Below are 14,820 nucleotides of genomic sequence, written 5' to 3' on the forward strand. Positions count from 1 at the left end.
TATCAATAGAAATAATTGTAAAACAAAATTCTATGAAAAGGGTATATATACAATTCCTCCTGTTTTTTCCGGTTTTCTGCCTTGCACAGATTCCGACGATCGAAATTCCTGATGAAAAGGGCGGATATAACAGAAATGATCAGGTAGTTCTTCAGAAGTTGAACATCGAAACAAAGATCGTGGGCAGGATTTCTACCAATGTGATCACCATGGTGTTAAAGAACAACTCCGGGCGGCTGAGAGAAGGTAGGGTCACCTTTCCGTTGCCGGAAGGAGTTAATGCAAATGGTTATGCACTGGATATCAATGGCAAACTGAGAAATGCTGTCCCGGTGGAAAAAGAAAAAGCAAAGGAAGTCTACGAAACCATCAAGAAAAGAAATATTGATCCCGGAGTACTTGAGAAAGTGGAAGGAAACAACTTTCGGACTACAGTCTATCCGATTGCTCCCAACGGCGGAGAAAGAACCTTGCAGATTACTTACCATTACGAGTTGAAAAATTCCGGGAATTCTTATCAGTATTTTTTACCGCTGGATTATTCCTCTGAAATTCCGGATTTCAGTATCCGTACAAATGTTTACAGTAATGCTGAAATGCCCCGACTGGAAGAAAAGCCTGATGGCGGATTCGATTTTGTGAAAAACGGAAATATATGGACAGCCGAATTTCATAAAACGAAATATAAACCCGGGAATAATTTAAAGATCAATTTTCCTCAGCATGAAAACAATCAGAATATAATAATGAATGAGGCTTCCGATGATTCTTCTTATTTCCTGGCTAACGTCAATATTGCCCCAAACGAGAGAATGAAAAAACTTCCCAATCAAATAGCGATCGTCTGGGATAATTCTTTAAGCGGTAAAAAGCGTGATCACACTAAAGAATTGATGTTGTTGGAAGAATATTTCAGGATTAATAAAAATGTTACCGTAAAAACTTATTTTGTCAACAATACTTTTGAGGAAGGAAAAATATTTAAAATAACGGAAGGCAACTGGAATGAGCTGAAATCCTTTATATTTCAGGTCACTTACGACGGAGGAACAGATTTCGGACAATTGAAACTCCTAAAAGAAGATGAGATTCTCTTCTTTACCGACGGACTGTCTTCCTTCGGGGAACTGAAACTGAACTGGAATAAACCGGTGTACACGATTTCGGCATCCCATCAGTCAAATTTTAATCAGCTGAAATACATCAGTAACAAAACCAATGGCGAGTTTTTGAATCTGAATGAAAATGATCCTAAAAAAAGAAGTCAGAAAATTGCTGTTTCAGCCGCTGAAGTTTTTGGGAATTGAAAATAATTCTTCGGTCTCAGAAGTGTATCCTTCGATCCCTGAGACCATTTCACGGGATTTTGTTCTGACCGGAATTTTAAAGGAAAATCAAACATCGGTTAAAGTAAAATTCGGGTATGGAGATGAAGTTACGGAGACTAAAATTATTAACCTGAATACTCAGAGTCAGACTGTCAAAGACTGGGAGGTTTCAACTTTCTGGGCGCAGAAAAAACTCAACGAGCTGGAAATTTTTTCAAAACAGAATAAAGATGAAATCAAAGATCTGAGCAGGCAGTTTGGTCTGGTTAGTAGCAATATGAGTTTAATGGTGCTGGAAAATGTTGAAGACTATGTCCGTTATGACATCAGTCCGCCATTGGAACTCAAAACACAGTTTGATGCGATTGTTAAAAACAACAGGGCTGCCAAAGATGCAAGGCTGAAAGATCTGATGGGACAAGCCGAAGTAATGACTGAAAATCTGAAAGCATGGTGGAAAAAAGAATATACCGTAAAACCAAAACGTTATCCTGAACCGAAATCCGGTCGGGTGGCAAGTGATACGGCAAGGGAAACAGATATTCAGGAAGTTGTGGTAACAGGGGCTTTGGGAATGAGAAAAAGAGATGAACGAGCTGCGGCATCAATTTCCGAGCAGAGAAGAGAGCGGCAGATGAGCCTTAAAGAAATGTCTTATGTGGCATCAAATGCACCTCAGGCACTTCAGGGAAGGGTTTCAGGGCTTCAGGTCGGATACAGAAATGAATATTCAAACAGCTCTGCACTCATCAATCCCGGCAAAATAAAAACCATTGAAGTAGAGTCCAAAGCGGAATACATGAAGCTCTTCAGTGGAACAAATGATCCTAAAGCTATTTACAAAACCTACCTTCAAAACAGAAAAAAATATGAGGATCTTCCTCCGTATTACTTCGATGTTGCACAGCTTTTATTTAAAAATAATGATAAGAAGCTTGGGCTGAAAGTATTGAGTGCTATCGCAGATCTGGACATTGAAAACGAAGAACTCTATAAATTATTAGCTTATAAGCTAAAGCAAGCAGAAGCATATGACAAAGAACTCTTTGCAGCTCAGAAGGTGCTGGAATGGAGACCTTTTGATCCCCAAAGCTACAGGGATGTTGCATTGGCTTTTGAAGACAACGGAAATTACCAGGCCGCTCTTGATAATCTGTACAAAGTGCTCACCCAATCTTATACGAAAGAGCTGGCAGATCGTGACAACGGAATTGAAGAAATTATCATTATGGAAATCAATCAGCTTATCGCAAATCATGGAGCAAAATTGGATCTTCAAAACATCAATCCTAAGATCATCGCCGATCTTCCGGTAAACATCCGCGTCGTGATCAACTGGAATAAAGACGATACTGATATCGATCTCTGGGTAACGGATCCTAACAATGAACGCTGCTATTATTCAAATAAAGAAACAGAAATCGGAGGCAGATTAAGTGACGATTTTACAAGAGGCTTCGGTCCCGAACAGTTTCTCCTGAAAAAAGCATTGAAAGGTAAATATAAAATCCAGACCAATTTCTTCGGCGAGCGACAGGTAGGAATTGCCGGTCCGACAGCCATTATGGCGGAAATTTATATCAATTATGCGACCGGTAGGCAGGAAAGAAAGATCGTCGTATTTCAGAACCAAAAAGAAGATGACAGAAATGAAGACGGGATTCTAATCGGTGAGTTCGAATTTTAATAAAAATAATTTCTGAAAATCGATGATAAGACATACTAAATTAAAGATGATTATGTTAATATAATGATCAATGTGTAAGAAGAAGTTTGAGTTTGAGGTGTCTGCAGCAATGCAGGCACTTTTTATTGTAATCAAAATCAATAGGGACGGGCTTTAGCCCGTTTTTATAATACCAAACTCGGTTTGGCTTTAGCCAAAATCTAAATCAGGATCTAGATATAAACATTCTCAGAATATAGATTTTTATTTCATCTAAAATAAAGAGATCATTTATATTTTTGAATAGCTCCGTTGGCGTGAGCGTCCCATTCATGTCCTTCAAAACTACAAATTTGCCGTTTCCAACCTCTTCCGACACGTTCCGGACCGGTCCAGACACTTTCTGTAAGGGTTCCGACACGTTGTATGACCCCTTTCGACACGTTCATTACCTATCCGGCGAGGTTATGGACGTCTCCGACGGGGTCTTGGACGCCTCCAGACACGTTACACAACGTCTCTGGACCCATGAAAGACGTCTCGCGACAGGTAAAGAACGGCGCCGGACCTGTAAAAGACCCCGCCGGAGCCCTGAAAGACGTCACCGGACCCTTCACGGACGTATCGCGCCCCATAAACAATGTCTTCCGACCATTCAAAACGTGTCGTGAGAGGTAAAGCGTTGTTGAGGACATAAAAATACCCCTCCGTTTTGGTCGAAGGGGCTTCAGTATTATTTTTCCTCTTTATTTTCTTTAGATGAGGATTCGGGTGGAGTAGGTTTGGCGAAGAACTGTTTCAGATCTCTAAACTTGTCTTCAAATCCCACTGCAGAAGTTCCTGCCTTGTATGCTGTGTAAGAATAATCATCTAATGCCGACTGATAATTATCGAAATCATGCAGCGTTTTGGCGTTGTTCAGACGGGTAATAATGCTTTCAAGCTTGCTGATCATCGTTTCCATAGCATTGCGTGAACTGTGGTCTTTGTAGAATTCATTCCAGTCGACTTCGGGAGAACTGAGGTTGGGCTGACTTTGGTGATAGTCGTGAACCTTGTTGACAAACAGTTTGTTTTGCTCATTGATGCTACCATATTTTTTACGGTCAGCGGCCGAAAGATTGATTGTGATTTCAGCAAGTGCACTTTCCAGTAATGCGATGGCATCTTGCGCTGCAGTGATCTTTGTACTGCTCAGGTGGGTAGAATTTAAATTTGTTAATCCCATCATTTTTGATTTTAAAATTAATATGTTGAATAAAATAAAATCGTGTGTTTTAATAGAAACAAAAGTAAGAAAATTTTTAAAAGAAAAAAATTAAAGCAAGTTACAGCATGACCGGGGCGCAACTCCGTAAATAAATTCTCAGGAATGTATAGAGGCGTAGATAATACATCAACCGGATATTTTGTTCTCTTCTTAAAAAAAGATTGTAGATTCGCAGTATCGAATTGTATTTCAAAGAGTCTATGAATCTGAGTTTTAAAAATAATACTGTCAAAAGAATGATAATTTCATTAGTGATCATTGCTGTGCTGGTTCTTGCATTTGTATTGTATCAGAAAAAAGTGCGTTATAATCTCGTTACGATTTCAGAAAACAAGGTCTATAATTCGGGTGCTGTTCCTCCGGAAAAGCTGGCAGATTTCGTAAGCGATCACAAAATAAAAACCATTGTCGATTTACGTGACGGCCTGGTACAGACCGCTTTGAATCCGGAAACAAAAAAGCAGGTAAATGCCGAAGAATTTGCAGCGGATAAAATTGCAGGTCTCCATTATTATAACTTACCTACCGATCAGATTCCTCAGGACAGCACGGTACAGAAGTTTTTGAAAATCATGGATGATCCGGAAAATTATCCTGTTCTTATCCACTGTCATCACGGGGTTGGGCGTTCCCGCTTGTTCAGTTCTATTTACAGAATCGAATATGAAAACTTCACCAACGAAAAAGCCAGGGAAAATGCCCGTTTGTTCTGGGAATTCGGAACCAATTTTTCAAAAAACTCGGAGAAAGGCATCTATCTTACCCATTATAAGAAAAGGAAAGTGGAGCAGTAAGGCTTCATTGGCTTAACCAATAAACTTTCTTTATTTAAATTAAGTCTTTTAATTTACCTGAAAAATGAGCTCCCGCAGATCATTAGTAATTACGCAGATCTGGATGAAAAAAATCTGCCCAATCCGCTCGATCTGCGGGAGCATTTTCACAGAATCACCGATTCCGAGAAAAGCTAATACGAAACCACTGAAAAATATTCTCCCGCAGATTATGGTAATTCTGCAGATCTTAATAAAAAAAATCTGCTCAATCCGCTCAATCTGCGGGAGCCATTTTCACAACAAAGACGATCCCCGATAAAGAAATCCTGATTCCTTCCGAAAAATATTTTCTTGTTATCTTTGCCACACTGAAAATAAGATTATGAGTATTCACATTAGTGCCGGTAAAGGAGAAATTGCGAAAGTAGTATTGCAGCCGGGAGACCCGCTTCGTGCACAGTTTATCGCCGAAAAATATCTTGAAAATGCCGAACTGGTAAGCAAAACGAGAGGTATTTTTTATTATACAGGGTTATATAAAGGAAAAGAAATCACCGTTGGCGCCAGTGGGATGGGCTTTCCGAGCATCGGGATTTATTCTTTTGAATTGTTCACAGAATATGAGGTAGACACGATCATCAGAATCGGAACCTGCGGTGCTTACAGTACAGATCTTCAGCTTTTTGATATTTTAAATGTTGAAAATGCAGCCAGTGAAAGTACTTATGCCAAATATGCCTGGGAAATAGAAGATGAAATACTTCCGCATCAGGGAAATATCTATGACACCATCAACAGAACAGCAGAAGAACTTTCGTTAAAGACAAAATCCATCAATGTTCACAGCAGCGATATTTTTTACAGAAAGGATCCTGCGGTACCCACTATCGCAACAAAATACAACTGCCCGGCGGTAGAAATGGAAGCCTTTGGATTGTTTGCCAATGCGAAACATTTAGGCAAAAATGCAGCGACGGTTCTTACCGTTACCGATATCATCCCGACCCACGAAAAGATCTCTGCTGACGAAAGAGAACGAGCGTTGAAACCTATGATGGAACTGGCACTGGAATCTGCTTTGAAAAGTTTGTAAAAGATAATATTATCTATAAATCATGTTAAGGGCTTTACATACAAGTAAGGCTTTTTTCAATACGAATGGGCTTTAGCCCATTTATAATGATTAAAAACCATAAAGGCTTCAGCCGAAACTTATAGTAGGTTTCGGCTGAAGCCTTTATTTTGTTCGTTATTTGAAAAGTCGGGCTAAAGCCCGACGCTATTGAAGCATATTACTTATACAGACTCATGTTAATTGATTTAACAGATTCATTATTAAATTAACAAATACCAACACTGAAAAGTTTTATTCTCAAAGAAATAATTCTATTTTTGTTATATCATGAAAGCCCAATCGCCGTTTTTAGACACCTTATTTCTGCTTCGACAAGAAGAATGCATCACTATTTTCACAGATCTTCAGGAAATTTCCCGGAAAGAAGAAAACGATGCCGCCGAATATCTGGAAACAGAGTTTGAAAAAGAACGGCTGGAATTTTTATTCGATACCATCAGCTATGATAAAGAAGCTGCGGTCTGGGCGGCAAAAGTTCTGTATCACAGCGCACAGCTGTATTTAATAAGAGAAAATACGGCAAAGGATTTAAACAGGTTGATTCCGCCCTTTAATGGAAAGAGAGATGCTTCAGCCATCTTATCCGCAGATTTATCATTAAGGTTTTTACCGCAGATCATTCTGGCTTTACAGCAGGCTGATCCGGAAGATCAATTGATCAAATTACTGGAAAATATTTTAACAGAATTTCATTATTCAGCGGTAGGATTTAATCTGGAACTGGAAAACATCAACTGGGAAAAAGAACTCAGCGACATGACCTACCGGAAATTATACTTTGAAAGAATCGTGGAAAAGAAAGTCTATTCATTAGCCGAACTTCCGTTCATCAACCGATTGCTGATTGCTGAATTTGGAATGTACAAAGAAGTTTTCTGGAAAGAATTAAAAAAATATGAACAAGTAAATCTTTAATAACTTAAGGCTGCATATTAAAAATGAACCTTGCCTTACAAATATATCATACAACAAATGGCTCAGAATATAGAAAAATTAAACAGAGTTCTCACATACGTTAAAGATACTTTCGTAGGAAAAGATGACGTCATCGATTTGCTGGGAATCTGTCTGCTTGCAAAGGAAAATGCCTTTCTATATGGCCCTCCCGGAACAGCTAAGTCTGCAATCGTAAGAACATTGGCCAAAACCGTCAAAGATGGAAAGAACTTCGAATATCTTTTGACCCGCTTCACCGAACCGAACGAGATTTTCGGACCTTTTGATATCAGAAGATTAAAAGAAGGTGAATTGCTGACGAATACCGAAGGGATGATGCCTGAAGCTTCTCTGGTTTTTCTGGACGAAATTTTCAATGCGAATTCTGCCATCCTGAACTCTCTGCTAATGGCTTTAAATGAAAAGATCTTTAAAAGAGGAAAAGAAACAAGGCATCTTCCGGCGCTTATGTTCGTTGGTGCCAGCAATGTCCTTCCCGAAGACGAAGCACTGAACGCATTGTTCGACCGTTTTCTCATCAGGATCAATGTCGATTATGTAAACCCTGAACTTCTTCACCAAGTACTTCTGGCAGGAAGAAAACTCGAAAACAATACCGAAACTGAAATGCCGGAAATCCTTTCGCATGAGATCAGAGAGTTACAAAATCTTTGTAAGGCGGTAGATCTGAAGCCGATTTATGAGGTGTACCTCAACACGATCATCAGCCTCCGGAATACAGGAATTGCAATATCTGATCGTAGAGCTGTAAAAATGCAGAATCTTATCGCTGCAAGCGCTCTGATCTGTGGAAGAAATGAGGCTGTAGTCTCTGACCTTTGGGTGCTGAAACACATCTGGGATACCGAAGAACAGATCGAAATCCTGGAAGGCATCATCAACAGGACTATCGAGAAAGACGAACATCCGAAAGCCCATCCACAGGCACTCCAGAATAAAACCCCTGATCCCGAGGAGGTCATGAAAGACATACAGATTCTCGTAGAGAAGTGGAACAGCGGAACACTGAGCTTTGAAGAACAGAATGTGATCAAAGATAAACTGAGATATCTTCAGACCCGCTGCGATTGGATGAGGAACCCTGAACAGAAACAATATATTCAACAGGAAATTGAAAGTCTATGGCAAAAGATCCTTCAGAGCATATAAAAGAATTCTGGGCAGAAATCCCTCGCTTGGATGAAGAATATTTAGGTTCAATCCGTGCCTGGAGCAATATTCAGATTGCCTTGGATGATGAAACGATCTGGTTGAAAGGCTTTACGGCCGAGCAGGCTGTTTCACCCGAAATCCAGCAGTTACCCAACTTCATATTGTACGAACTGCGGGACGGATTGCTGTTTCGTAAAAATGCTTTGGTTCCCAGTAAGAAAATAAGATCAGCACTACTTTGGACGCCTATCGATAAAGCCTTACGGCTTACATTCCCGGTTTCCAACAATAATTTTTTCGGAATTGATGAAAAAGTTGAGGTAAAATTAAAGGTCAGTGAAGATGAGAAACCTGCTGTTGCTTTATTAAGTTCAATTAATGAAATAAAACACAGTTTGATTGCTTTACCCAAATTTAAGCTTGAAAAGCTGGATTGGATTATCATTGATGATAAAGCCCTGTTTCTGGGAACACCATTACTGAGCTTTCCGGGAAAAACGTACTGGGCAAAGGATGATCATCTCATTCCTGCAGGCTTTGATTTTGAATTTAAAAACCTGAGTTCTTTACTGCAAAGAAAATATAATGCGAACCGCGATCAATGGCTTTTATGGAACGTAAATGGAAGTTTTCTTCCTGTTTTTAAAAGCGACTTCCGGAAATTGTCCGTAAGTTCATTTCGTCTGACTGAAAAAGCAAAAGCATGGAAGTAAAAGATTATTTTCAGTCTTATAAAAGTTATTTCTGGGAGTGGACCACCGATGAAGATGTTCCCGATGATACCGGATACCATGAAAACAATCTTATTTCGGTTCCGAATGTAGGACCTATCGCGTACAGGGCTTATATCATTGGTATTCTCAAAGAATTAAAAGACCAGAGTTTTCCGCCATTTGGTTCATTGCTGCTGGTATTGTATGCAATGCAGGATGGATATTTAAATCTGGATGGTATATTTTATCATATCAGAAAATATAAAAATGCATTTCCGGGAAGAGATTTTGAAAATGATATTGATGAAGCACGAAGTTTTTTAGAGAATTTAATACATCTCGGTAATTCTTTAAAAAGATCCTCCAATAAAATTATTCTTTTAAAAACAATTTTCAGATATAAGCATATCGGAATATCAGCAGAATATTCGGAAGCTGTTATCCGGAGATTTGAACGCAATACTCATTCTATTGCAGCTTGTGCTGATAAAGAGGACCTGACTTTATCTGTATTTGGAAATGATATTGAAACATTAGCATTTCTGTATAACGAGTTTCCTACCACAGAGTCTATCATCAATGCCATGAACGATGAGATTGGCCTTCCTGATTTAAAAGAAGAAGTCCTTGAAGAGGAAACGACCATCGAAAGCGGGGCAGAATTCATTCAGGAACTGACCGAAGAGCCGAAAACTTTCCAGATCGGAAGCCTCATCAAAAAGAATCTGGAGCGGACTGAAAATCCCGGTGCGTCACCTTTCACCGGGAGATCAGCCGATCGGTGGGATTTCTGATATGACCAATAAAGGCGAACTTCACAGAATGTTGTTGTCGGAATTTGCCCATGATGATGAAATCTTTATGAACCGCGTTGCTAACAATGAAGCATTGTATATCCAGAGGGAAATTCCGCCGGAAGAAAATATCTTTGAGAGGATCATTCTGATCGATACTTCCCTGAAAAACTGGGGAACTCCGAAAGTATTGGCCTTTGCTTCTGCTATAGCAGTGATTAAACACCCGAAAGCACACACCGAATGTAAAGTTTTTGCGTTAGGAGAACATATCGTTCCCTTATCACTGAATAAAGTGGAAGACGTCATTGACAATCTGAATTTCGTGAGTCCCGTTCTGGAAGTTTCAAAAGCGCTGGAAAAGTTTTTTAATGAAGAACATACCGATAAGGATCTGGAAGTCTTTTTCATTACTCATGAAGATAATATAAAAAATCAGAACCTTCAGAAAGTTATTAATGAGAATCGCGACCGGCTCAAGTTTCTGGTAACGACTTCTGCGGACGGCGAACTGAATTTTTTTAAACATCAGAAAGGAATCAGGAAACATGTTCAGAAAATAATGCTTCCCTTGAAGGAATTATGGGCCAATCCACCTTCAAAAAAGAGAAAAAGATCCAATAATGTTACAGAACAGGGAGTTAAGACAGATGTACCTAAGAATTATCCGCTACTCTTTCCGGTTCCCAAGCAGCAGATTGCTACCTTTCTTTATGAGGGCGAATTCTTTATTTTGAGCAGTAAAAAGCAATTGCTGAGGACGCATCTTACGGATAATTATTACAATAAAGGGTATTATGAAAGCTACTGGACGCATCGGGGTTGCGAGGTCCTGTATGAAAATATTTCCGTTAAAGATCAGGGGCAATTTGCCCTGGCAAAAAATAAGCAGCAACAATTTATCCTGTGCCAGTATCAGCCTGCTAAGAATTTGATCTCAAAACTCAACATTCAAACAAAAGAGTATTCCGAGCTGAATGTCGCGGGATTTGATATTCCTGTCAATGTAGAGCTGGTGTATTTTAATAAACATTTTTATCTGCACGAAGAACGTTTAAGTGAAATATTTGAAGTTAATGTCGAAGGAGAAGTCTCCGTGCAAATCGTACGCAATGATTCCGAAATTGCTAAAAACGTCGGAAAAGTAAAGATTGAACTGGATAAGCTGAAGTTTAATAAATTTAAAATACTAAGTAATTTTACTTTAATTGGAATCAACAGTGGTCATAACCTCGTTATTTCAAAAAATGATCTAATAATTTTCGGGACTACTCTTTATCTCATGAAAAATGAATTACCGGTAATCATCAAGGCAAGCCAGAGTAAAAATAAATTTACATTTTCTGAAGGCAGTGAGATTATAACAGATTCACGCGGCATCATCACATTCCGGAGTATTAATGCTAATATCCCTGTATTTTATATTCCCACAATGGAATACCGTGAGACAGCTATTGCTTCTGATAGTGAATTCGGAGGTGCAGAATATTATCTGCCACAGCATACATTGCTTAAAGTAAAAGAAATACAGGAAATGTATGAAGATTACCTGAAAAGATTTATCGATCAAATACTGGAATATGGAACTGAAGATTAAACCTTTTCCGAAAAATAATTATCCAAAAACAGGGGTGCTGATCAGAAGCTCCTCACCTCGGGTCTGGCTGCAGGAAATGGAATTGCTGGGTATTGATCTTAAAACAGTACAATCGTTTGCAATCCCTTCGCAGGAACCGAATGTTTTGTACGGATGTCTTTTGGTCTTTACTCATACTGCTCCCGCTGATATCGGGCAGCATAGATACTTTCAATGTTTCAGCCAGCGGTTGTTTATTCCTGAAAATACAGATTTCTATCCAAAACTTATTGCTGAAGACTGGAAATATCAGGACGCTCAATATATCATTATGCATCCGGACTTTGGCCTTGTAAGATTGACGGAAGAGATTGACTGGATAACCGTTTTGCAGGATTCCTCGATAACAGAATCAGGCATCAGAAAGCCGCTGAACGGAATAAATATTCCACAGAAGATCCGCAGCTTTCAGGTAAACATGAATGATGACGATCTGCTGGAACAGCTGATGAATCCCCAGACGGATGAAGAATGGATGAAAAATCTCCCTTTTGATCTGAAAAAGGTAATGGAAGGAAATTTGGAAGAAATAGAAAAGTACATTGCTTATATTACTAAATATCCTGAACGGGCAGTTTATTTTGGCGTTCCGCTGGATATTCACAGTACATTGAGAGGTGGTTGGGGAGATTTTAATTTTGATTTCGGAATGTTCGGGATGGGTGGTAATTTGAGTAATGATGATAAACAGCCTCAAAATTCATCTAAAAAATCGAAAGATTCGTGGAAAGTGTTATTAGGATTTATAATTCTTGTCGTCATTATCATTTTTGTCATAGACTCAAAGAAAAACAATCCTGAGCAACTTGCAGTCTCTCACGTTTCAACAGATCTTTACAATGATCATACTGTTGAGACGGCACCAGAAAACAAGCTTGCTTTTGAATCCGGAGTCACCAAAATTGACATGGTTATCGATTCTTTGTACGGAAAAGAAAGAAGGCAGTTGATACAGGAATATGAACAGGTTAATGGTAACGGAGACGTGATTCTGTGGAAAATTGAAGAGTACAGACTAAAAGAGAAAAAATCCAGAGATTCCCTAAAGAATGTTTATCTTAAAAAAACAGAAGACCTGGTGAGACTTAAAACAGAAGGTTATCACACGAAGATCCTCGATTCGATAAGGAAAGATCCTGGAAATACCATGTCAAAAGTCTCTCAGAAACTTCTTGCTGATGATATTGTGGAAATGAGAAAAAGGACGATTTATGATTCTTTATCCAGAATTTACGGAACCTCGCGTACAACAGATCCCATGGTTGTTTTCCATAAAGATTCCGGGGCAAAAACTCCTTATATAAATGTAAATGATGTTAAAAGAAAGGAAACTTCCGTTTCAGAAATTACCTTGATGATTCTGGCGATGATCGGGTTGGTAGCCGGGTATTCTTATTTTGTAAGGAAAAAACCATTATATATGGGCGGTGAATATGTTTCAGAAGGAATCAAAATGATTCTCATTGTTTTACTGGCGGCCGCGTTGCTGTATATTTTCTATCCGTTGATCCAAACCTTTGGCTACAATTGGCTGGTATGGCTGCTGATCATCGGCGTTATTGTGCTTCTGTACAGGTTATTCAGTGAAGATATGGACATTCTAAAATCAGGGAAGAAATGAAGAAAACAAAGTTTTTAGATAAATTCCTGGTTGCCTTTTTTGTTCTTGTGGCGATTAAGATTATTGCCATGATCGCGCAATGGTCGCAGGAAGCTATGCAGGATGCCTTGGCGAGTGTGTTTAAATTTATATTTTTTGCCTGTATCGCTGTGGTTATGATTATTCTGTTACAAAGTAAAGAGAAAGATCCTCTGCCACCTGCGCAGAAAAAATATGGCGGTGGCGGAGTTCCTTTAGATTCATCGTTATTCGATCGCTTGAAAAGTATGTATGAAGATATTGCCGAAAAGCATATTCAGAATAATGAATACAAAAAAGCGGCGGTCGTTTATATGAATTTGCTTAAAGACTATTACAGGGCTGCCAAAACACTGGAGCAAGGTGGATTTTACAACGAAGCCGCGGCCGTTTATCTCAAAAAGCTGTACAATAAAGCGGATGCTGCAAACTGCTATGTACTCGCTAAGCAATATGATAAAGCGATTACCCTCTATAAAGAGCTTCAGCAGAAAGAAAAAGTGGGCGATCTGTACAAAATAATTGATGATACGGAGAATGCTTTTCTTTTTTATCAAATGGTTATTGACGATTATCTAATGAGTTATCAAATGGTAAAAGCTTCTTTGGTGTACCGGAATAAAATGAATATGCCAACTGAAGCCCAGAAAGTTCTTCTCAGAGGATGGGAAGAAAATCATGATCCGCTTAATTGTTTGCAAAACTATTTTGCCAATATTGGTGATGTTAAAAAGCTCGGACAGGAAATTCAGGAAATTTACAGCCGGACACCTTCTGATAAAAAGATCATTTATCTGGAAGCCATGAAACACGAATTTAAAAAAGCTCCGGAACTTCGGGTGCCCACAAGAAATATTGCGTATGAAATTATTGCTGAAAAAGTGGTCACCCGTTCAGAAATTGTGAACGAATTAAAACATTTTAATCCCGATGATGAGGTGATTCTGAAAGATATTTCGAGATATAAAACGGGAAGGAATAAGATGTTCAGAAATTGATAATCCAATAATTTCAGAAAAAAAATTACGAAAAAGAATTATCTTTGCGGCAACAAAATTATGACAATACAAAGAGCACATATCAGTTTAAATCTATGCGATTGCCCTGTAGTAAAGGGATCGTTTGGATATGAATGGATGGTATTGAATGAGGCGAAATGTGCTTGCTTTGAAAATTATTTACAATAATCTCGTAAAAATTAAATCAAAATATTGCAGAAACGCCTCGATAAACGGGGCGTTTTTTGTGTTTTTTAGAGTAGAAATTATTTAGAATGAAAAAAAATAACCATAAAATTGAAAATTTTTTAATCAACAATGAACAATTAATAAGAAAATAAGAAGTGATAAGTAAACCGATGAGAGACAGTCATTTAGGTAGTAAAGGTATCTGCAAAGTATTGCGGACAGGTATTTTCTACATTAAAACTAACATTTAATGTATTGATTTTCAGGCATTTGAATTAAAAATAAATTTGTGAGTTAAAAAAAATCATATTTACTTTGCAACCGAAAATTGAAAGCAACAGGTTTTCAGTATTTCAAAAACTTTTTAAAATAATAAAATGAAACAATTTAGAAACATATTTCATCAACATTCAGAATTACACGGACAAAAACCGGTGGGATCAGCTTGTGCATATGCTCTAGATAATGGATTTTTAAATAAAAGGTGCTTATATAAATGGGTCAGCTAATACACTGACACGTCTGAAAATATAAAGCGCCTCCCATAAAGAGGCGTTTTTTTTATGC

Annotated in this window: 13 protein-coding genes; 11 read left to right on the forward strand and 2 right to left on the reverse strand. The window is 38.4% G+C overall.

Going from position 1 to position 14,820, the window contains the following annotated elements; all coding sequences use genetic code 11:
• Nucleotides 1–32 precede the first annotated feature (32 nt).
• Nucleotides 33–1,307, forward strand: coding sequence for a VIT domain-containing protein (locus tag AAHI02_RS16735; RefSeq protein ID WP_346984211.1), 1,275 nt, complete (start codon nt 33–35; stop codon nt 1,305–1,307).
• Nucleotides 1,246–3,015, forward strand: a complete 1,770-nt coding sequence (locus AAHI02_RS16740; protein ID WP_346984212.1) for a DUF2135 domain-containing protein — start codon at nt 1,246–1,248, stop codon at nt 3,013–3,015. The genes AAHI02_RS16735 and AAHI02_RS16740 overlap by 62 nt, the downstream gene beginning before the upstream one ends.
• A gap of 266 nt (nt 3,016–3,281) precedes the next feature.
• Here AAHI02_RS16740 and AAHI02_RS16745 read toward each other — a convergent pair whose 3' ends face one another.
• Nucleotides 3,282–3,443, reverse strand: coding sequence for a hypothetical protein (locus AAHI02_RS16745; RefSeq protein ID WP_346984213.1), 162 nt, complete (start codon nt 3,441–3,443; stop codon nt 3,282–3,284).
• A 284-nt stretch (nt 3,444–3,727) separates the two neighbouring features.
• Nucleotides 3,728–4,222 (reverse strand): hypothetical protein, encoded by a 495-nt coding sequence (locus tag AAHI02_RS16750; protein WP_346986631.1) that lies wholly within the window; start codon nt 4,220–4,222, stop codon nt 3,728–3,730.
• Nucleotides 4,223–4,500: 278 nt separating this feature from the next.
• On the opposite strand from AAHI02_RS16750, the gene AAHI02_RS16755 reads away from it, so the two are divergent.
• From AAHI02_RS16755 to AAHI02_RS16795, 9 genes are all read left to right on the forward strand, one after another.
• Nucleotides 4,501–5,058, forward strand: a complete 558-nt coding sequence (locus AAHI02_RS16755) for a dual specificity protein phosphatase family protein (protein ID WP_346984214.1) — start codon at nt 4,501–4,503, stop codon at nt 5,056–5,058.
• 364 nt (nt 5,059–5,422) lie between these two features.
• Nucleotides 5,423–6,133 (forward strand): purine-nucleoside phosphorylase, encoded by a 711-nt coding sequence (deoD, locus tag AAHI02_RS16760; RefSeq protein WP_346984215.1) that lies wholly within the window; start codon nt 5,423–5,425, stop codon nt 6,131–6,133.
• Nucleotides 6,134–6,442: 309 nt separating this feature from the next.
• A complete protein-coding gene (locus AAHI02_RS16765; RefSeq protein WP_346984216.1) occupies nt 6,443–7,090 on the forward strand; it encodes a hypothetical protein in 648 nt (215 codons plus the stop codon).
• 57 nt (nt 7,091–7,147) lie between these two features.
• Nucleotides 7,148–8,281, forward strand: coding sequence for an AAA family ATPase (locus AAHI02_RS16770; RefSeq protein WP_346984217.1), 1,134 nt, complete (start codon nt 7,148–7,150; stop codon nt 8,279–8,281).
• Complete coding sequence (locus AAHI02_RS16775) at nt 8,254–8,997, forward strand: hypothetical protein (protein ID WP_346984218.1); 744 nt, start codon at nt 8,254–8,256, stop codon at nt 8,995–8,997. Before AAHI02_RS16770 ends, AAHI02_RS16775 begins: the two co-directional genes overlap by 28 nt.
• A complete protein-coding gene (locus AAHI02_RS16780; RefSeq protein WP_346984219.1) occupies nt 8,988–9,791 on the forward strand; it encodes a hypothetical protein in 804 nt (267 codons plus the stop codon). Before AAHI02_RS16775 ends, AAHI02_RS16780 begins: the two co-directional genes overlap by 10 nt.
• Nucleotides 9,745–11,388: a hypothetical protein gene (locus tag AAHI02_RS16785; protein ID WP_346984220.1), complete on the forward strand. Its 1,644-nt coding sequence runs from the start codon at nt 9,745–9,747 to the stop codon at nt 11,386–11,388. Before AAHI02_RS16780 ends, AAHI02_RS16785 begins: the two co-directional genes overlap by 47 nt.
• Complete coding sequence (locus AAHI02_RS16790) at nt 11,372–13,048, forward strand: APC family permease (protein ID WP_346984221.1); 1,677 nt, start codon at nt 11,372–11,374, stop codon at nt 13,046–13,048. The genes AAHI02_RS16785 and AAHI02_RS16790 overlap by 17 nt, the downstream gene beginning before the upstream one ends.
• Nucleotides 13,045–14,064 (forward strand): hypothetical protein, encoded by a 1,020-nt coding sequence (locus AAHI02_RS16795; protein WP_346984222.1) that lies wholly within the window; start codon nt 13,045–13,047, stop codon nt 14,062–14,064. Before AAHI02_RS16790 ends, AAHI02_RS16795 begins: the two co-directional genes overlap by 4 nt.
• Nucleotides 14,065–14,820 lie beyond the last annotated feature (756 nt).

The sequence above is a fragment of the Chryseobacterium sp. POE27 genome (genome assembly GCF_039727685.1).
In the GTDB taxonomy this organism is placed as follows: domain Bacteria; phylum Bacteroidota; class Bacteroidia; order Flavobacteriales; family Weeksellaceae; genus Chryseobacterium.

Bases quoted from the DNA above. Each gene is read 5' to 3' on its own strand.
- AAHI02_RS16735 (WP_346984211.1), top strand. From the start codon at position 33: ATGAAAAGGGTATATATACAATTCCTCCTGTTTTTTCCGGTTTTCTGC.
- AAHI02_RS16740 (WP_346984212.1), top strand. From the start codon at position 1,246: ATGATCCTAAAAAAAGAAGTCAGAAAATTGCTGTTTCAGCCGCTGAAG.
- AAHI02_RS16745 (WP_346984213.1), bottom strand. From the start codon at position 3,443: ATGAACGTGTCGAAAGGGGTCATACAACGTGTCGGAACCCTTACAGAA.
- AAHI02_RS16750 (WP_346986631.1), bottom strand. From the start codon at position 4,222: ATGGGATTAACAAATTTAAATTCTACCCACCTGAGCAGTACAAAGATC.
- AAHI02_RS16755 (WP_346984214.1), top strand. From the start codon at position 4,501: ATGATAATTTCATTAGTGATCATTGCTGTGCTGGTTCTTGCATTTGTA.
- deoD (WP_346984215.1), top strand. From the start codon at position 5,423: ATGAGTATTCACATTAGTGCCGGTAAAGGAGAAATTGCGAAAGTAGTA.
- AAHI02_RS16765 (WP_346984216.1), top strand. From the start codon at position 6,443: ATGAAAGCCCAATCGCCGTTTTTAGACACCTTATTTCTGCTTCGACAA.
- AAHI02_RS16770 (WP_346984217.1), top strand. From the start codon at position 7,148: ATGGCTCAGAATATAGAAAAATTAAACAGAGTTCTCACATACGTTAAA.
- AAHI02_RS16775 (WP_346984218.1), top strand. From the start codon at position 8,254: ATGGCAAAAGATCCTTCAGAGCATATAAAAGAATTCTGGGCAGAAATC.
- AAHI02_RS16780 (WP_346984219.1), top strand. From the start codon at position 8,988: ATGGAAGTAAAAGATTATTTTCAGTCTTATAAAAGTTATTTCTGGGAG.
- AAHI02_RS16790 (WP_346984221.1), top strand. From the start codon at position 11,372: ATGGAACTGAAGATTAAACCTTTTCCGAAAAATAATTATCCAAAAACA.
- AAHI02_RS16795 (WP_346984222.1), top strand. From the start codon at position 13,045: ATGAAGAAAACAAAGTTTTTAGATAAATTCCTGGTTGCCTTTTTTGTT.